This is a genomic window from Acidovorax facilis, from assembly GCF_023913775.1.
GTDB lineage: Bacteria > Pseudomonadota > Gammaproteobacteria > Burkholderiales > Burkholderiaceae_C > Acidovorax > Acidovorax facilis.
On sequence record NZ_JAMXAX010000118.1, the window covers coordinates 1 to 18,625 of the forward strand.

17 protein-coding genes are annotated in these 18,625 nt (G+C 65.7%); 3 read left to right on the forward strand and 14 right to left on the reverse strand.

Annotated features, from left to right (window positions below; genetic code table 11):
• Window positions 1-582: uracil-DNA glycosylase family protein (locus tag NFX52_RS23595; RefSeq protein WP_252635840.1), on the forward strand; the 582-nt coding region annotated here is incomplete at its 5' end.
• A gap of 198 nt (window positions 583-780) precedes the next feature.
• On the forward strand, window positions 781-1,767 hold the full coding sequence (gene corA, locus NFX52_RS23600; protein WP_055398450.1) for a magnesium/cobalt transporter CorA: 987 nt from the start codon (window positions 781-783) through the stop codon (window positions 1,765-1,767).
• 293 nt (window positions 1,768-2,060) lie between these two features.
• On the opposite strand, the gene NFX52_RS23605 is transcribed toward corA, so the two are convergent.
• From NFX52_RS23605 to NFX52_RS23645, 9 genes are all read right to left on the reverse strand, one after another.
• A complete protein-coding gene (locus NFX52_RS23605; RefSeq protein ID WP_055398451.1) occupies window positions 2,061-2,828 on the reverse strand; it encodes a 5'-methylthioadenosine/adenosylhomocysteine nucleosidase in 768 nt (255 codons plus the stop codon).
• Between the two features lie 130 nt (window positions 2,829-2,958).
• Window positions 2,959-4,638, reverse strand: coding sequence for a long-chain-fatty-acid--CoA ligase (locus NFX52_RS23610; RefSeq protein ID WP_252635841.1), 1,680 nt, complete (start codon window positions 4,636-4,638; stop codon window positions 2,959-2,961).
• 92 nt (window positions 4,639-4,730) lie between these two features.
• Complete coding sequence (pntB, locus tag NFX52_RS23615; protein ID WP_055398453.1) at window positions 4,731-6,143, reverse strand: Re/Si-specific NAD(P)(+) transhydrogenase subunit beta; 1,413 nt, start codon at window positions 6,141-6,143, stop codon at window positions 4,731-4,733.
• A gap of 35 nt (window positions 6,144-6,178) precedes the next feature.
• Window positions 6,179-7,780 (reverse strand): Re/Si-specific NAD(P)(+) transhydrogenase subunit alpha, encoded by a 1,602-nt coding sequence (locus tag NFX52_RS23620; protein ID WP_055398454.1) that lies wholly within the window; start codon window positions 7,778-7,780, stop codon window positions 6,179-6,181.
• 60 nt (window positions 7,781-7,840) lie between these two features.
• A complete protein-coding gene (locus NFX52_RS23625) occupies window positions 7,841-8,380 on the reverse strand; it encodes a hypothetical protein (protein WP_055398455.1) in 540 nt (179 codons plus the stop codon).
• A gap of 62 nt (window positions 8,381-8,442) precedes the next feature.
• Entirely contained in the window at window positions 8,443-9,177 is a 735-nt protein-coding gene (locus NFX52_RS23630; RefSeq protein WP_055398456.1) for a hypothetical protein, read from the reverse strand.
• 317 nt (window positions 9,178-9,494) lie between these two features.
• The gene (gene fba, locus NFX52_RS23635; RefSeq protein WP_055398457.1) at window positions 9,495-10,559 is read right to left on the reverse strand and encodes a class II fructose-bisphosphate aldolase; all 1,065 of its coding nucleotides are present in this window, start codon (window positions 10,557-10,559) and stop codon (window positions 9,495-9,497) included.
• Window positions 10,560-10,638: 79 nt separating this feature from the next.
• A complete protein-coding gene (locus NFX52_RS23640; RefSeq protein WP_055398458.1) occupies window positions 10,639-12,030 on the reverse strand; it encodes a histidine kinase dimerization/phospho-acceptor domain-containing protein in 1,392 nt (463 codons plus the stop codon).
• Window positions 12,027-12,734: a response regulator transcription factor gene (locus NFX52_RS23645; protein ID WP_055398497.1), complete on the reverse strand. Its 708-nt coding sequence runs from the start codon at window positions 12,732-12,734 to the stop codon at window positions 12,027-12,029. Before NFX52_RS23645 ends, NFX52_RS23640 begins: the two co-directional genes overlap by 4 nt.
• Before the next feature lie 79 nt (window positions 12,735-12,813).
• On the opposite strand from NFX52_RS23645, the gene NFX52_RS23650 reads away from it, so the two are divergent.
• Window positions 12,814-13,554 carry a phosphatase PAP2 family protein gene (locus NFX52_RS23650; protein ID WP_055398459.1) on the forward strand — a complete coding sequence of 247 codons (741 nt, stop codon included), beginning with the start codon at window positions 12,814-12,816 and terminating at the stop codon, window positions 13,552-13,554.
• Between the two features lie 19 nt (window positions 13,555-13,573).
• Here NFX52_RS23650 and pyk read toward each other — a convergent pair whose 3' ends face one another.
• The 5 genes from pyk to NFX52_RS23675 all read right to left on the reverse strand — a co-directional run bounded on the left by pyk (window position 13,574) and on the right by NFX52_RS23675 (window position 18,489).
• Window positions 13,574-15,010 (reverse strand): pyruvate kinase, encoded by a 1,437-nt coding sequence (gene pyk, locus NFX52_RS23655; RefSeq protein WP_252635842.1) that lies wholly within the window; start codon window positions 15,008-15,010, stop codon window positions 13,574-13,576.
• 113 nt (window positions 15,011-15,123) lie between these two features.
• Entirely contained in the window at window positions 15,124-15,921 is a 798-nt protein-coding gene (locus NFX52_RS23660; protein WP_238385616.1) for a CPBP family intramembrane glutamic endopeptidase, read from the reverse strand.
• A 2-nt stretch (window positions 15,922-15,923) separates the two neighbouring features.
• Window positions 15,924-17,321, reverse strand: coding sequence for an aminopeptidase P N-terminal domain-containing protein (locus tag NFX52_RS23665; protein WP_055398462.1), 1,398 nt, complete (start codon window positions 17,319-17,321; stop codon window positions 15,924-15,926).
• The gene (locus tag NFX52_RS23670; RefSeq protein WP_055398463.1) at window positions 17,318-18,103 is read right to left on the reverse strand and encodes a nucleotidyltransferase family protein; all 786 of its coding nucleotides are present in this window, start codon (window positions 18,101-18,103) and stop codon (window positions 17,318-17,320) included. Before NFX52_RS23670 ends, NFX52_RS23665 begins: the two co-directional genes overlap by 4 nt.
• Window positions 18,100-18,489, reverse strand: a complete 390-nt coding sequence (locus NFX52_RS23675; RefSeq protein WP_055398464.1) for an S-adenosylmethionine decarboxylase family protein — start codon at window positions 18,487-18,489, stop codon at window positions 18,100-18,102. Before NFX52_RS23675 ends, NFX52_RS23670 begins: the two co-directional genes overlap by 4 nt.
• Between the last annotated feature and the right edge of the window lie 136 nt (window positions 18,490-18,625).

An 18,625-nucleotide genomic window follows, 5' to 3' on the forward strand; every position in this document is an offset into this window, starting at 1 on the left:
CCCCAGCCAGCGGCCCCGCGTGCACCCGCACCGGCACCTGCGGTAGAGAACGCAGGCGCAGCACCGGCCATCCCCAGCTTGCGGCTGCATGCGCCCCAGGTGCTTTACCCCAGCGCCGACCCATCGCAGACCCCGGCCGGGCTGGGTGGAGGCTGGCTGATCGTGACCGAGAGCCTGACGCCGGGCGAGCCGCTGGGTGGCGACGCAGGCCGGCTGCTGGACAACATGCTGCGCGCCATGCAGCTGCACAAGCACCCCCGTGTGTTCCTTGCTGCGCTGGAGCGCACCGCATCCGGCGCAGAGACCGGTGGCGACAGCAACATCCCCGCCGCGCTGGCCGACGCCGTGGCTGAGTTACAACCCGCCCTGGTCCTGGTGCTGGGCCATGTGGCGGCGCGGGCGGCGCTGGGGCGCACCGAGCCGCTGGGCCGCCTGCGCGCGGGCCCGCACCAGCTGGCGGAATGCCCGGCCGTGGTGACCTACGACCCCGCGTTTCTCTTGCGCTCGCAAGACGTCAAGGCCGCCGCCTGGGCCGACCTGTGCCGGGCGCTGGCCATCGTGCGCCAGGCTTCGCCCGGCTGACCGCTGAGGGCGCGGGCATTTGCAACGACTCCACTGCAGCCGCAGTGCCATAATCCGCCGCCTGTCCATTTTTTTACGGAGAAAGCTCCTTGGAAACCTACCCGAGTTGGTAGCTTTCAGCTCCCCGGCCTGCCGCTGTGGGGTTGAAAGCACCCGATCCCCCACACCGCAGATGCCATACAACAAGGGAGTGAGCCCATGCTCAACATCTTCACGCTCGCCAATGGCCGGCTGTTCCAGGAAGAAATTGAATCGCTGGAAGAGCTGACCAAGTTCCAGCCGATCTGGGTGGACCTGGAAGCCCCCACGCTCGAAGAAAAACGCTGGATCAAGCAGCACTACGGCCTGTCCATCCCCGAGGATGCGATGGACGAGGACATCGAGGAATCCGCCCGCTTCTACGAAGAAGACAACGGCGAGCTGCACATCCGCAGCGACTTCTTGATTGACGACGACGAAGACCCCCGCTCGGTGCGCGTGGCCTTCATCCTGAACCAGCACAACGCCAACCTCAAGAGCCGGGGCGTGCTGTTTTCCATCCACGACGAAGACGTGCCCGTGTTCCGCCTGCTGCGCATGCGCGCGCGCCGCGCGCCGGGCCTCATCGAGGACGCCAAGGAAGTTCTGCTCAAGCTGTTCGATGCCGACGCCGAGTATTCGGCCGACACGCTCGAAAACATCTACGACGAGCTGGAGAAAGTCAGCAAGCAAGTGCTGGCCGGCGACGTGACCGACGCCCTTGCTGGCGAGGTGCTGGGCGCCATTGCCCGCCAGGAAGACTTGAACGGCCGTATCCGCCGCAACGTGATGGACACCCGCCGCGCGGTGAGCTTCATGATGCGCAGCAAGATGCTCAACTCCGAGCAGTTCGAGGAAGCCCGCCAGATCCTGCGCGACATCGAATCGCTGGACAACCACACGGCGTTCCTGTTCGACAAGATCAACTTCTTGATGGACGCCACGGTCGGTTTCATCAACATCAACCAGAACAAGATCATCAAGATCTTCTCCGTGGCCAGCGTGGCGCTGCTGCCGCCCACGCTGATTGCGAGCGTGTACGGCATGAACTTCAAGTTCATGCCCGAGCTGGACTGGTCGCTGGGCTACCCGTATGCGCTTGCGCTGATGGTGGCCAGTGCGCTCGGGCCCATGTGGTATTTCCGCAAGCGCGGCTGGTTGAAGTAGCCCCCCTGTGGCGCTGCGCGCCTTCCCCCCCGAGGGGGGACGCCTCCAGCGGCCCGGCAGAGCCGGTTCCGCGGTGGCGCTGGTATTTGGGGTGCGCCGGTTTCACGGCGCAGTTGTCGAACTTGTAGCCCCGGCGCTATAGCGGACTCCATGAATTCGGTCTCCCGACCGCTCGGGCTGAGCCTGTCGAAACCGAAGCGAAGCTGGTGATCGGTTCGTCGTTTATCTCAACGCAAAATATGATTCAAATTGACCTCTATCTCTTATCCATAAAGCGTTAGCAGCTATCAATTTCATAGTTTATGCATGAGGGCAAGCACCATGTGCTCGGCATAGCGGCTGGCCACGGTCTGCACGAAGAGGGGGAAGTCTACGTGCGCGGTGTCGTCGGCGCGGTCGGAGATGGTGCGCACAGCGGCGAAGGGGATGCCGTAGTCGTGACACACCTGGGCCACGGCGGCGCCTTCCATTTCTACGGCCAGCACGTCGTGGCCGGCGCCGAGCAACATGGCGCGCAGGCGGTGGGATTCTTCGGCGGCAGAGACAAAACGGTCCCCGCTGGCAACCAGGCCGTGGTGCGCGAGGTGCAGGGCATCTTCCGATGTGCTCTGTGGCGCATATTTCAAGCCAAATTGGCCTCTAGCGCCTGATACACAAGCGCGAGCAGCTTCCAAAAGCATAGCAGACAATGCCGTATCACAGACCAGGCGGCTGCGTGCGTAGCCCGGCACTTCCCAGCGGGGGAACAGGGGAGAGGCGTCCATGTCGTGTTGGAGGTAGTCCTGCGCTACCACCACGTCGCCCACATTCACGCCATCGCCCACACCGCCCGCAACCCCGGTGAAGACAATGCGCGCCACACCGAAACGCTCGATGAGCGCCGTGGCCGTGGTGGCCGCCGCCACCTTGCCGATACCCGACAGCGCCAACACCACCGGGCGGCCCTGCAGATCACCCAGCCAGAAAGCCCGGCCTGCGTGCATCACCCGCTGAGGGTGCAAGAGGTGATCAACCAGCGAGCTTTGCTCTTCGGGCAAGGCGCTGAGGATGGCGGTGGTCATGGCCTACGAAACCGACACGACCCATACCAGCGGACGCCGTGGAACTGGCTTCGCCAGGCCGCTGGCGTCGTCCCCCTTCCCGGCGCGAGCCGAGAGAAGGGGGAAGCCGCGAAGCGGATCAGGGGGATGGTCATTTCTTGTCCCGCAGCTCGCGGCGCAGGATCTTGCCCACGGGCGTCTTGGGCAACTCCGTGCGGAACTCGATGACCTTGGGCTGCTTGTAGCCCGTGAGTTCAGCGCGGCAGAACTCCTTGACCTGCGCTTCGGTGAGCGCGGGGTCTTTCTTGACGATCACGAGCTTGACGGCTTCACCGGTCTTCTCGTCAGGCACGCCCACCACGGCGCATTCGAGCACGCCGGGGCAGTTGGCCACGACCTCTTCCACCTCGTTGGGGTAGACGTTGAAGCCGCTGACCAGCACCATGTCCTTCTTGCGGTCCACGATCTTGAAGAAGCCGCGCTCGTCCATGACACCGATGTCGCCGGACTTGAAGAAGCCGTCGTCGGTCATGACCTTGGCGGTTTCATCGGGGCGCTGCCAGTAACCGGCCATCACCTGCGGGCCCTTGATCGCGATCTCGCCGGGCTGGCCGAGGGTGGTGACTTCCTTGCCGTCGTCGTCGATCAGCTTCATCAGGGTGCCGGGGAGCGGCACGCCAATGGTGCCCGTGAACTCCTTGGCGGTCACAGGGTTGCAGCTGGCCGAGGGGCTGGTCTCCGACAGGCCGTAGCCTTCGCAGATGGGGCAGCCGGTCTTCTCCAGCCACAGTTTGGCCACAGCGCCCTGCACGGCCATGCCACCGCCTACCGAGACCTTGAGGTTCTTCCAGTTGACGGTATTGAAATCGGGGTGGTTGGCCAGGCCGTTGAACAGCGTGTTCACGGCCGGGAAGCTGTGGAAGGTGTGCTTGGACAGTTCGTTGAGCACGGCAGGCAGGTCGCGCGGGTTGGGGATCAGGATGGTCTTGCCGCCCGTGCGCATGCTCAGCATCATGTTCACGGTGAACGCGAAGATGTGGTACAGCGGCAGCGCGCAGATGCTGGTCTGCTGTTCGCCTGCGGGCACCTTCTTCATCACGGGGTCGTTCCACGCCTCGGACTGCAGCACGTTGGCGATCACGTTGCGGTGCAGCAGCACGGCGCCCTTGCTCACACCCGTGGTGCCGCCGGTGTATTGCAGCAGCGCGATGTCGTCAGGCTTGATGTCGGGCTTCTTGAGCGTGCCGCGCGTGCCCTGGGCCACCGCGTCATTGAAACGCACGGCACCCGGCAGGTTGTAGGCGGGCACCATCTTCTTGACGTTGCGCACCACATAGTTGACGAGCGCGCCCTTGAGCAGGCCCAACTGGTCGCCCATGGCGCACAGCACCACGTGCTTGACGGGCGTGTTCGCAATGCAGCTTTGCAGCGTGGTGGCGAAGTTTTCGATGATGACGATGGCCTTGGCACCCGAGTCCTTGAGCTGATGCTCCAGTTCGCGCGGCGTGTACAGCGGGTTCACATTGACCACCACAAAACCTGCGCGCAGGATGGCGGCCACCGTGACGGGATACTGCGGCACGTTGGGCATCATGATGGCCACACGGTCGCCCTTGACCAGGCCCAGGCCCTGCAGGTAGGCCGCAAACGCACTGCTCAGGGAGTCGGTCTGGGCATAGGTCACTTCCTTGCCCATGAAGCTGTAGGCCACGCGGCCAGCGTACTTGGTGAACGCCTCGTCCATGAGGGCCACGAGCGACGGGTATTGCGTGGTGTCGATGTCTGCGGGGACGCCTTGCGGATAGGCAGTCAGCCAGGGGCGATGGGTCATTGTTGTCTCCTGATAAGTTTTATTGAAGGTCGTGAAATCCGTGCTGCGCTTAACAGCACGGTCGTGCTTTTTTCGCGGTGGAATTATGCCCGTCACCCCTTGAGCGCGGAAAGAACTTCGTCGAGCATTTTCTTGGCGTCGCCAAACAGCATGCGATTGTTGTCCTTGTAGAACAGAGGGTTGTCCACCCCCGCATAGCCCGACGCCATGGAGCGCTTCATCACGATCGAGGTCTTGGCCTTCCACACTTCGAGCACCGGCATGCCGGCGATGGGGCTGGACGGATCGTCCAGCGCGCTCGGGTTCACGATGTCGTTGGCGCCGATGACCATGGCCACGTCGGCATTCGGGAAGTCCTCGTTGATCTCGTCCATCTCCATCACGATGTCGTAGGGCACCTTGGCCTCGGCCAGCAGCACGTTCATGTGGCCGGGCATGCGGCCTGCCACGGGGTGGATGGCAAAGCGCACCTCCACGCCCTTCTCGCGCAGGGTCTTGGTGATCTCGTACACCGTGTGCTGGGCCTGGGCCACAGCCATGCCGTAGCCGGGCACGATGATCACACTCTTGGCGTCGCGCAGCAGCTCGGCCGTCTCGGCGGAGCTGACGGGTACGGCCTCGCCCTGTGGCTCGGTTGCCTCGCCTTTTTTGGCGGGAGTTCCAGCGCCCGAGCCAAAGCCGCCCGCGATCACGCTGATGAAGTTGCGGTTCATCGCGTTGCACATGATGTAGGACAGGATGGCGCCCGAGGAGCCCACGAGCGCGCCCGTGACGATGAGCAGGTCGTTGGACAGCATGAAGCCCGTGGCCGCCGCTGCCCAGCCCGAGTAGCTGTTGAGCATGGACACCACCACCGGCATGTCGGCGCCACCAATGGCCATCACCATGTGAATGCCGAACAGCAACGCAATCGCCGTCATCACCATCAGCGGCACCATGCCCTGTTCAATGGTCTCGGCGCGCAAGAACTCGCGGCCAAACCAGATCACGATCAGCAGCGCAGCCAGGTTCATCCAGTGGCGCCCCGGCAGCAACAGTGGCTTGCCACCGATCTTGCCGTTGAGCTTGCCAAAGGCGATCAGTGATCCGCTGAACGTGATGGCGCCGATCAGGATGCCGACATAGATCTCCACCTCGTGGATGATCTTCTCCGCGCCTTGCAGCTGGATCGAGGTATCCACATAGCTGGCAAACCCCACCAGGCAGGCCGCAAGACCCACCAGACTGTGCATGAGCGCGACCAGCTCCGGCATCTGCGTCATCTTGACGACCTTGGCCGCATACAGGCCAATGCCGCCGCCAATGACCAGCGCGCCGACGATCCAGGCCACCCCTGCGGGGCTGACGCGCGGGCCGAACACCGTGGCCAGCACGGCCAGCGCCATGCCGACCATGCCGAACAGGTTGCCCCGCCGCGAGGTTTCGGGGTTGGAGAGCCCGCCCAGGCTCAGGATGAACAAAATGGCCGCGCCCAGGTAGGCCACGGTAGCGAGACTTTGGGACATGTTCTGTGCTCCTCGTTGTTCTTGTCGTTATCGGATTACTTGCGGAACATGGCGAGCATGCGGCGCGTGACCGCAAAGCCACCGAACATGTTGACGGCCGTGAGCACCAGGGCGGCAAAGGCCAGCCACAGGATGAGCCCATCCGGGCGCCCATTGATGCCCGCATCGGGCGGCGCAATCTGCACCAGCGCGCCGATGGCGATGATGCTGGAGATGGCGTTGGTCACGCTCATCAGCGGCGTGTGCAGCGCGGGCGTGACGTTCCACACCACCATGTAGCCGATGAAGCAAGCCAGCACGAACACCGTGAAGTGCCCCAGGAAGGCCACAGGCGCATAGGCGCCGATGGCCCAGAACAGCACGGCCAGCACGGCAAAAACAATGGTCAGCGTCTTGGCGGACATGGGGGCACCGGGGCCATGGCTGGATTTCTTGGCGGCCACGGGGGCCGCTGCCGCCTTGGGAGCGGGCGCTGGCGCCTGCTTGAGCGGTGGCGCAGGCCAGGTGATGGCACCATCCTTGACCACGGTAAGGCCCCGGATCGCGTCATCCTCCATATTGACCACGGCCACGCCGTCCTTGGCCTTGCACAGCTCTTCTGTCAAGCGCAGCAGGTTGGTGGAATACAGGGTGGACGACTGCTTGGCCAAGCGCGAAGCCAGGTCGGTGTAGCCGACGATGGTCACGCCATGGCGCACCACGGCCTGGCCGGGCACCGTCAGCTCACAGTTGCCGCCTTGCTCGGCAGCCATGTCCACGATCACGCTGCCGGGCTTCATGCTCTGCACCATCTCGGCCGTGATGAGCTTGGGCGCGGGCTTGCCGGGGATCAGCGCGGTGGTGATGATGATGTCCGCGTCCTTAGCCTGCTCCGCGTACATCTTGCGCTGCGCGGCCTGGAAGCCCTCACTCATGACCTTGGCGTAACCGCCGCCGCCCGAGCCTTCTTCCTCATAGTCCACCTTGACGAACTCACCGCCCAGCGACTTGACCTGGTCGGCCACCTCGGCACGTGTGTCGTTGGCGCGCACGATGGCGCCCAGGTTGGCCGCCGTGCCAATGGCCGCAAGACCCGCCACGCCAGCGCCTGCGATGAACACCTTGGCGGGCGGCACCTTGCCCGCCGCCGTGATCTGGCCGTTGAAGAAGCGGCCAAAGGCGTTGGCCGCCTCGATGACGGCGCGGTAGCCGCTGACGCCTGCGGTGGAGGTGAGCGCGTCCATCTTCTGCGCGCGGGAGAGCGTACGTGGCAGGCAGTCGATGGCGAGCACCGTGGCCTTCTTCGCGGCCAACTGCTGCATCAGATCCGGGTTCTGGGCGGGCCAGATGAAATCGATGAGCGTCGTACCCTCGCGCATCAGCGCCACTTCGTCACTGCTGGGCGGGCGCACCTTGAAGACGATGTCGGATGCGGCCCACAGCCCGGCAGCGTCGCCCACGATCTGGGCCCCGGCGGCGCGGTAGGCGTCATCGCTGAAATTGGCACCATCCCCAGCCCCCGACTCCACAGTGACCGCGAAGCCCAGCTTGATCAGCTTTTCCACCACATCGGGCACGGTGGCCACGCGCTTTTCACCGGGGAAGGTCTCCCTGGGCACGCCGATACGCTGCGGCTGCGGGACGGGGGTTGTCTGCATGGGAGGTCTCCTCGAAGTTGTGGAATCGTTGTGTCAGGGGCTGGCGTATCTGCCGCTGCGTCAGCCCGCCCAGGGGCGTGCGGCGGCCTGCTGCTTGGCAAAGCAGGCGTCCACCGCCTCCAGGAGTTGGTGCTGCTCTGCGCTGGCTGGGGGCACGATCTGCGCTGCGCCCTGCATCACGGAGCGCAGCGTCTGCTGGTGGTAATCAGTGAACTTTTCGATGCTGCGCTCCAGCACAGCAGGCACTTCGCTCACCGCCAGCGGGCGGTTGCGCAGCATGTGGGAGCTGGCAACCCAAAGGTTGTTCGCATCGGAATCGCCCAGACCCAGGTGCTGGCGCAGTAGTGCCAGAACGCCTGCTTTCTGCTCCACGGTCACGGCGCCGGTTGCCTGCACCATGGCCAAGGCCATCACAGCCACCACATCCACAGGGTGCTCCAGCGTGTAGAGCGGCGGCGTTGTGACCTTCTTGGCCCAGGCACGGCGACGGAAAAAGGCCAGGGGATTGAGCCAGCCCACGTCAATGCCAAAACGGCGCAGTGCCTCCATTGCCATTGTGAAGGTGATGATGAGCCCCAGGATTTGCAGGATCACGCCCATGGTGAATCTCCCTCTCTTGTGTTGTCTTGTAGTTTTGTTGTTTTGTTATCTGTTGGCGCCGCTCATTTCCGGGATGCGGCTTCGGCAAACGGGAAAGGCGGAATGGCCAGGTGGCCGTCCATCATGCCGGCGCTCAGGCGCGCAGCCTGGGCCAGGTCATAGGCCCACTGCTGGAAGGGCAGACCTGCGACCAGGAACTCTTCGTTGTTGCGCGGCCGGACGCTGATCAGCCGCTGGTCCACCAGGGCATCCACCGCCACCCAGACACCCGCTTCGGTGACGTAGCGGTAACTCACATGCGCATAGGGGGTGCTCAGCGCGATCTGGCGGCTGGCCATCCATTGGCCCAGATCGGGTCGGTTCTTTTCAAGCCACTTGGGGCTGCTCGCCCAAAGCTTGAAGCGCAGGCAGTCGGCGCGCACGGGGCTGCCATCCGCGGGATCTTTGACCACGACGTCCTGTTGCGGCGGGCAGTACCCCACCCCTTGCGGAGACCCACGCAGATCGCCTGTGCGGTTGGTCTGCACGCGCACCGCAGCCAGCCACTCACCTTGCGCACCCCGCAGCGCCACCGCACGCGTCTGGAGCGGGGTACGGCCTGCGGGGCTGGATGTGGCTTCTTCGGAGGTTCCCAGATCCTGCCACGCCCCCGGCGGCAACACCAGACGGGCGCGACCGACGGGATATTCGGACTTGGGAGGAACGGTCAGGGGCGCGCACGCCACCGTGAACACCGTCACAGCCAACACAGGCAAGAGAGGCAACAGCCGCCGGAACTTTGAAATGGTCAGAGTCATAGAGAAAGGTTCATACGAATTCGCCTTCAATCATCCCACGGCACCCGAGTCCGTCCATCGACGGCTTCTGCCATGCAACAACCAGCTCGGTGTAGCTGGTGAGAAATGTGTTGAAAGCGCCCTGGTATCGGACACTTCTTGCGGCGCTGCCGGTGGGCAAGCTGACCGTGAGCTTACATGAAGAAGATCTTGTCGCTGTCACCTTTGTCTGCTGTAGAGGGAACTCCCCAGTCTCCGCATGCAGACAGGCAAAAAAAAGCCTGGCAGCACAACGCAGCCAGGCTGGGCAGCGGCCCCGCAGGGCCTCATGCCAACGATCAGTTCACCACTTGGGCCAGCGTACCCGCAGCGTACTGGGCTGCCACAACCTGGAGGCTCAGGCCCTTGATCTTGCTGCCCTGACCTTCGCAGCCGAACTCCAGGTAACGCTGCTTGCAGACCTGCTTGGCAGCTTCGCGGGCGGGCTTGAGCCATTCGCGGGCGTCGAACTTGTCGGGGTTCTCAGCCAGGAACTTGCGCACCGCGCCGGTCATGGCCAGGCGGATGTCGGTGTCGATGTTGATCTTGCGCACGCCGTGCTTGATGGCTTCCTGGATTTCCTCGACCGGCACGCCGTAGGTTTCCTTCATCTTGCCGCCGTACTGGTTGATGATGGCCAGCAACTCGGCGGGCACCGACGAGGAACCGTGCATCACCAGGTGGGTGTTGGGGATGCGCTGGTGGATTTCCTTGACGCGGCTGATGGCCAGGATGTCGCCCGTGGGCTTGCGGCTGAACTTGTAGGCGCCGTGGCTGGTGCCGATGGCAATGGCCAGGGCGTCCAGTTGCGTGGCCTTGACGAACACGGCGGCTTCTTCAGGGTCGGTCAGCATCTGGCTGTGGTCGAGCTTGCCTTCAGCGCCAATACCGTCTTCTTCACCGGCTTCGCCGGTTTCCAGGTTGCCCAGGCAGCCCAGTTCGCCTTCGACCGTGACGCCCACCTTGTGCGCCATGTCCACCACCTTGCGGGTCACTTCCACGTTGTACTCGAAGGAGGAAGGCGTCTTGCCGTCTTCCATCAGCGAGCCGTCCATCATCACCGAGCCAAAGCCCAGGTCGATGGCGCCCTGGCAGACCTTGGGCGAAGTGCCGTGGTCCTGGTGCATGACGAGCGGAATGTGCGGGAAGGCCTCGACCGCTGCCTGGATGAGGTGCTTGATGAAGGGCTCACCCGCATATTTGCGGGCACCGGCGCTGGCCTGCAGGATGACCGGGGCGCCCACTTCGTCGGCGGCGGCCATGACGGCCTGGACCTGCTCCAGGTTGTTGACGTTGAAGGCAGGGATGCCATAGCTGTTGGCAGCGGCATGGTCGAGCAGTTCGCGCATCGAAACGAGGGGCATGGTCGTAGGGTCCGTTGAGGGTTGGGGAAGGCGCTGTAAGCCGGGCTTGGCGGTGGTAACCGCTTGGTAACTCGCAATTTTAACCGGGGGGCGTGACCGCCGAAGGGGGCAAATCCAACCGAAAACAGGTGGTAAAGGGAGGGGCGGCAGGCGCTGGCCCGAAATAGCCACCATGGATGTCTGCGACCCGCCGCAGGATCTCGTGGCCCAGATGCAGGCTGTCCGAGGGGTTTCTCGGCCCCGGAGCGACAGATGCATCGCCCTGGCGCCGCGCGCCGTCGTCGCACACCTGCAGCCATGCACCCGCCCCGTCAGAAGCACCTACCTGCACGGCGATGTGCGTGCCGTCTGGAGTGTGTTTGAGCGCGTTCTCCACCAGATTGCGCGCCGCGATGTCCAGCAGCAGCGCATGCCCAGACACCCACAGCGCCGGTGGCGCCGACAGTGCGATGTCGTTGCCCCGCTGCCAGGCCGCCTGGGCATAGTCGGCACACACCTGGCGCGCCACCGCGCACAGATCCACCGGCGCCTTGGCCTCATGCAGTTCGGCCCGGCTCGCGCGCGCCAGGGCCAGCAGCTGGTTGAGCACATGCCCTGCACGCAGGGCATCCTGGCCAATGCGGGCGATGGCCTGCGCCCGGGCGGCCGCATCCAGCTCGCCGCCCAAAGCACTGGCCTGCAGCGCAATGGAGGACAGGGGCGTGCGCAGTTCGTGCGCGACTTCATTGGCCAGCCGGCGCTCGCGCACCATCGCCGCCTGCTGGCGGTCCAGCAGGGTGTTGATCGATGCGACCACGGACTCGAACTCGTTCCAGGCATGGCGTGACGCCAGGCGCTGGGTGCTGGCGGGGTCGAGCGCCGCCACGTCGGCCGACAGGGCATACAGCGGGCGCAGACCGCGCCACAGCGCAAGCCCGAGGGCCAGGGACACCACGGGCAGCAACCACAGGCCAGGCTCGATCATCTGCTCGGCAATGTCCTGGGCCAGCTCGTCGCGCTCGCGCAGCTCCAGCAGCACCATGATCTTGTGCGTGCGTGCCGCGTCCCACTGGGAGAAACTGCGCCACACCACACCCTTCGCCCCCAGCGCCATGTTGGCGAACCCCTCGGCGGCGCTGAAAGCAGGAACGGGCGCCGTACCGCTGTGATGGAGCAGACGCCCCTGCGCATCCCACTGGACGACGCTGAGCGATTGTTGGTAGTCGTGCGACTTGAGCCAGGGTGTGGCGACCCGCTGGGTGACCTGGGGCCCCTCGGCAGCCTCGTTCGCACGCAGGTTCAGCAACAGGGCGGCCACGATGGCCAGGTGCCCGTCGGTCAGCTCGTCCGCCTCGTGCACCCCCGTCTGGTAGCCCATGAACACAAAGCTGCCCCACACCAGCACCAGCGCGCCCAGGGACCACAGCAGCAGCTGCCGGGTCAGCGACGGCCTGCGCGCACTCCCCCCGGGCGTTGCGGCAGCAGCGCTCATGCGGCCGCCTCCTGGGGCATGAAGTAGCCCACACCGCGCATGGTCTGGATACATGCGCTGCCCAGCTTGCGCCGCAGGTGGTGAATGTGGACCTCCACCGCATTGCTCTCGATGGCCGCATCCCAGCTGTACAGGCGCTCTTCGATCTGCTGGCGCGAGAGCACCCGCCCCCGCGCCTCCAGCAACACCAGCAGCACCGAAAACTCCCGGGGCGACATCTCCACCAGCTTGCCGCCTTGGTGCACGGTGCGCGCCGCAGGGTCCATCTCGATATCGCCATAGCGGATGGTGGGCGAGGCGCGCCCGGCGGCCCGGCGCAGCAGGGCGCGCAAGCGCGCATCCAGCTCGTCCATGTCAAAAGGCTTGGCCAGGTAGTCATCCGCCCCCTGGTCCAGCCCCGCAATGCGCTGGTGGACCTGATCGCGGGCGGTCACGATGAGTACAGGGGTGGAGGGATCGGGCAAAACCTGCGCAGAAGCCGCCCCCCCCGGCGCCGGGCTCAGGCGCAACCGCCGCAGCAGATCGCCGCCATCACCGTCGGCCAGACCCAGATCGAGCAGCACGGCATCAAAGCGCTCCGCGCGCAACGCCCCCCAGGCACTGGCCACGCCATCACACACATCCACCGCATAGCCACGTTGCTGCAGGTTCGTGCGCAGGCCTGCAGCAATGCCGGCATCGTCTTCGACAACGAGTATTCGCATGCAGCGATTGTCGCCGGGCGCGGCCACCTGCGCAGGGTCATTAAGGCGGCGTTAAGTGGCGCGCCCTATGGTCGGAGGAATGCTGACCACGCCTTCCTCGCCCCGCCGCTTCGCCCACGACCACCGTACCTTGCTCCTGTGGACCCTGGGCATCCTGATCGCCATAGTGGCATGGGACGCTGGCGGGCAAGACATTCCCCTGGCCCGCGCGTTTGGCTCGGGCAACGGGTTCCCGATGCGGGACCAATGGTTCTTCGTGCAGGTGCTCCACGAAGGCGCCCGCCGCCTGGGATGGCTGCTGGTGCTGCTGCTGGCGCTGGGGGTGTGGTGGCCCTGGGGGGTGCTGCGGCGTCTGGATATGGGTGAGCGCCTGCAGATGGCGATCAGTGCCTTGCTGGCGCTGGCGGCCGTGAGCGTGGGCAAGAACCTGAGCACCACCAGCTGCCCCTGGGACCTGGCGGAGTTCGGCGGTGTGGCGCGGTATGCCTCCCACTGGGCGCTGGGCGTGGTCGATGGCGGCGGTGGGCGGTGCTTTCCGGCGGGCCATGCCTCGGCGGGTTTTGCCTTCGTGGGGGGCTACTTCGCGCTGCGCCACAAGGCACCGGCTGCCGCGCGCTGGTGGCTGACTGCGGCGGTGCTAGCTGGCTTGGTGCTGGGTGGAGCCCAACAGGTGCGGGGCGCGCACTTCATGAGCCACACGCTGTGGACAGGCTGGCTCTGCTGGACGGTGGGCTGGCTGTGCGACCTGGGAGCGTTGGCACTGCGCCCACGCCTGGCGGCGTTGTCTCTCGCCAACGACCCGCCACACGCGGCCAGCTAACGACTCAGAACCTGGCTATTCAGCTCGCCACGCAGATCTTCAGCATGTTGGTGCCGCCCGGCGCACCCATGGGTTCGTCGCAGGTGATGGCGTAGACATCGCCCTTTTGCACGATGTTGCGGTTCTTGAGGTGGCGCTCGGCCTGCTCAAGGGCTGTATCGCGGTCAGCACTGGTGTCCATGAGCAGGGGGCGCACGTTGCGGTACATGGCCATCTTGCGCTGCGTGGTCACCTTGGGCGTGAGCGCATAGATGGGGATGCGGATGCTGTGGCGGCTCATCCACAGCGCCGTGGCACCGCTGTCGGTCATGGCCACGATGGCCTTGGCGCCCAGGTGGTGGGCGGTGAACAGTGCGCCCATGGCAATGGACTGGTCGATGCGGCCAAAGGTCTGGCCGGTGAAGTCCGCGTCCAGGTGATGGTCTTCCGCCGCCTCGGCCGCTGCGCAGATGGTGGCCATTTCTTCCACGGTTTCGAGCGGGTAGCGGCCTGCGGCCGTCTCGGCGCTCAGCATCACGGCGTCGGTGCCGTCCAGCACGGCGTTGGCCACGTCACTCACCTCGGCGCGCGTGGGCACGGGGTTGGTGATCATGCTTTCCATCATCTGCGTGGCGGTGATGACGACCTTGTCCAGCTCGCGCGCCATGCGGATCATCTTCTTTTGCAGCGCGGGCACGGCCGCGTTGCCCACTTCCACCGCCAGGTCGCCGCGCGCCACCATGATCCCGTCGCTCACGCGCAGGATGGCTTCGAGGTGCGGGATGGCCTCGGCCCGCTCGATCTTGGCGATCAGGCCCGGCTTGTGGCGGTACTCGGACGCGGCCACATTGCACAGCTGGCGCGCCATTTCCATGTCGGTCGCGTTCTTCGGAAAGCTCACGGCCACGTAGTCGGCCTGGAAGCTCATCGCCGTGCGGATGTCCTCCATGTCCTTGGCCGTGAGGGCCGGTGCCGTGAGGCCGCCACCCTTCTTGTTGATGCCCTTGTTGTTGGACAGCTCGCCACCCACCTTGACGGTGGTGTGCACTTCCTCGCCGCGCACCGCATCCACCGTGAGCACGATCAGGCCGTCATTGAGCAGCAGCAGGTCGCCCGCCTTCACGTCGCGTGGCAGCTCCTTGTAGTCGAGGCCCACGCCTTCGATGTCGCCCAGTTCGGTGCGCGATGCATCCAGCACAAACTTGGCGCCCGACTCCAGCTGCACCTTGCCCTCGGCAAACTTGCCCACGCGGATCTTGGGGCCCTGCAGGTCGGCCATGATGGCCACCTCGCGGCCCGCGCGCTGGGCAGCGGCACGCACGGTGGCGGCGCGGTCGATATGGTCCTGCGCCTTGCCGTGGCTGAAGTTCAGCCGCACCACGTTCACCCCCGCTCGGATCATGGCCTCCAGCAGTGCCGGGTCGCTGGAGGCGGGGCCCAGAGTGGCAACAATCTTGGTGGCGCGGCGGGTAGGCATGGGTTTGTCTCTTTCTCTCGTTTGTCTGGTGGATGTAATCGAGTTTCAATTCTCACACGAAGCGGTTACAGGCGAGTTACCCCTTGCATCCGCCCTGCGGTCCAAAAGCCCCATCAGAGCAACGGGGATGACAACAGGTGCGCCAGCACATGCGCCAGGATCGCCGCCTCCAACCCGTGGCGCGCGTAGAGCCAGCCTGCCAACAGGCCAAAGGCCGTGTTGCCCACCAGCACAAACACCACGACGGGCGCCGTCAATGCACCCGCCAGCGCCTGCGCGGCAGGCAGATGCCCCAGCGCAAACAGCAGCGCACTGAGCAGCACCGCGCCAGCCACCAGCCCCTTGCCCGGCTGGCCCTGTCCGCGCTGCACCACGCGCCAGCCCAGCCACAGCAGCAGGGTCATCACGCCCCAGCGCACCAGCAGCTCTTCGGTAATGCCGCCATACAGCAGCTTGACCACCAGCGGCATGGCGCTGGCAGGGTCCGACGGCTGGAGCGCTGCGGGCGCCACCTGGGACAGCACCCACAACCACGCGGCACCCACCACACCGCCCACGATGCCAGGCAGGGACTGGACACGCAGCGCGGGGCCGATGGGCTGGCCGACCAGCCAGGAAGACACCACGGGCGCCCGCAGGCCCACGCGGGGCGCCAGCCACACGCCCACCGCCACAGCCAGCGCCAACAGCACGGCCGTCTGCAGCCCGCTAAGCAGCACCACCGCCCAGAGCGGCAACGGCAGCAGCGCCTCGTTGGCCTTCAACGGTGGCAGCAGCGCCCACACCACCGCCAACACGCCAGGCATGCCCAACAACCACAGCGCACCGCCCAGTCGCCACTTCGCGGGTTGCCCCGGGGCACCCGCCGATTCCGCCAACACAGCGTTGTCCACGGCCATGGGTTTGCTCACGCTCAGGCGCGCATCAGCGCTTCGATCTCGCCGGCCTTCACGGGCACGCCACGCGTGATCAGCTCGCAGCCCGTGTCCGTGACGATGGCATCGTCTTCAATGCGGATACCGATGTTGTGGAACTGCTCGGGCACGCCATCGGCGGGGCGCACATAGATGCCGGGCTCGATGGTCAGAACCATGCCCGGGCGCAGCACACGGCTGGGGCGGTTGGTGATGGTCTCGCCCGAGAGCGGGTCCTTGCGCTCGCTCACCTGGCCTACTTCGCCGGGCTCCACGTAGCTGCCGCAGTCGTGCACATCCATGCCCAGCCAGTGGCTGGTGCGGTGCATGTAGAACTGGAAGTACGCGCGCTTGTCGATCACGTCCTGCGCCGACCCCACCTTGTTCTTGTCAAGCAGGCCCAGGTCCAGCATGCCCTGCGCCAGCACAGCCACCGTGGCGTCGTGCGGGTCGTTGAAGCGGGCTCCCGCCTTGGTGGCAGCCACGGCGGCATCCTGGCTGGCCAGCACCAGGTCGTACAGCGCACGCTGGGGGCCTGTAAATGTGCCGTTGGCGGGGAAGGTGCGGGTGATGTCGCTGGCGTAGCTGTCCAGCTCGCAGCCCGCGTCGATCAGCACCAGCTCGCCATCGCGCACCGGGGCCGCATCGGCGCGGTAGTGCAGCACGCAGGCGTTCGCGCCCGCCGCCACGATGGAGCTGTAGGCCGGGTACTGCGAGCCTGCGTCTCGGAACGCATGCAGCAGCTCGGCATCGAGGTGGTATTCGCGCACATCCTCCCCGGCGCGCAGCATGCGGGCCGAGCGCTGCATGGCGCGGATGTGGGCCTGCGCGCTGATGCTGCTTGCGCGGCGCATGATGTCCTGCTCATGCGCGTCCTTGAACAGGCGCATCTCGTCGAGCAGCGTGCACAGGTCGTTCTGTTCTGCGGGGCAGATGGCGCCATAGCGCACACGGCCGCGCACCACGTTGAGCCAGCCCTCCACCCGCGCCGCCAAGCCGCTGTGCGTGGCAAACGGGTACCAGACGCAGCCCGTGTTTTCGAGCAGGCGCGGCAGCTTGCTGTCCAGCTCGGCCATCGAATGTGCCGCGTCCACTCCCAACGCAGCGGGCGCGGCGGCCGGGCCGAGGCGGTAGCCATCCCAGATCTCGCGCTCCAGGTCCTTGGGCTGGCAAAACAGCGTGCTGCGGCCGTCGTGGGCCAGCACCAGGCAGGCGCCCGGCTCGGTGAAGCCGGTCAGGTAGTAGAAGTAGCTGTCGTGGCGGAACAGAAAGTCGCTGTCCCGATTGCGCGGGCGCTCCAGCGCCGTAGGAATGATGGCGATACCCCCGGGGCCCAGCTGGGCAGCCAGGTGCGCGCGGCGCTGGGCGTAGACAGAGGCAGGCACGGTGGTGTTCATGGCGCGTTGGAAGAAAAGGAGTTGAGTTCGGCCAGCCGCTCGGGCGTGCCCACATCGGTCCAGCGGCCGGTGTAGAGCTGCGCACTGACGCGGCCATTGTCCATTGCACGGCGAAGCAGCGGTGCCAGCGGGGCTTTGATGCCGCTGGGGTTTCCGGGCGGAATGTCGCACCACGGCGCTGCAAACAGCTCGGCGCGCAACAGGGCGATGGTGCTGTAGGTGTAGCGTGGCGCGGGGTCGTCGGCGGGCAGGTTGAGCGCCAGCCCGTCTACCGACAAGCCAAAGTCGCCACGCGGGTTGTGCGCCGGATTGGGCACCAGCCACAGGTGGGCCATGTGGTGGCTCGCTTCAAAGGCCGCCACGGCGGCGCTGTCGAACACGAAGTCGGGGGCAAACACATCACCTGCCGCCAGCCAGAACACGGGCCCCAGCTGGGGCAGCGCGCGCGCGATGCCACCAGCGGTTTCCAGCGCACCGCCAAAGTCCACGCCTTCACGCGAGTATGAAATTGATAGCTGCTTGCGCTTATCCATCAAGCGCTGAAGGCCGAAAACACCTAGAAAATGGTCGCTGATCTGCGCCCCCAGCCACGCGGTGTTGATCACCACCTGCTCCACACCCGCCTCCTGCAGCGCCGCCAAGTGCCACTGCAGCAGTGGCTGGCCCTGCACCGGCAGCAGAGGCTTGGGGGTGGTGTCGGTCAACGGGCGCATGCGCTCGCCACGGCCGGCGGCCAGCAGCAACGCGGGTACCTGGTGATGGGAGGCGGCACTAGAACTCATGCCACCACCTCGTTCACAGCACCCCGCTGCAGCGCGTGGCGCTCCACCGTGGTGGGGTCGAACAGGGCCAGCAGCGCGTCCATCAGCGCCCGCCCCTTGCCCGAATGGTCGGCACCAAAGTTGCACACATACACATCCAGCGTCACCGCGCGCTGCTCGGGCCATGTGTGCACGCACAGGTGGGATTCCGCTAGCAAAACAGTAGCAGTCACTCCGCCAGGGCCATGCGCCGTGGCCGGAAATTCATGAAATAACTGCCCCACGGGCTGCAGCCCGGCGGCGTGCACCGCATCGGTACAGGCGCGGCCCAGGGCGGCGGCGTCCAGCAGCCAGGCAGGGGCACAGCGGCAGCCATGGAGATCGGCGGTGAGGTGCAGTCCTTGCATGGCCCGCACTGTAGTGCATTGCCACCGGGCTTCCGGCTTGCAGCCTGCGAATTCAGGTGGGCGAAAGCCGCCCCGGTAAAATGCCGGGTTTCCCCCGAATCACCCACCCTGAACCCTCCCCCCATGGCCAACACCC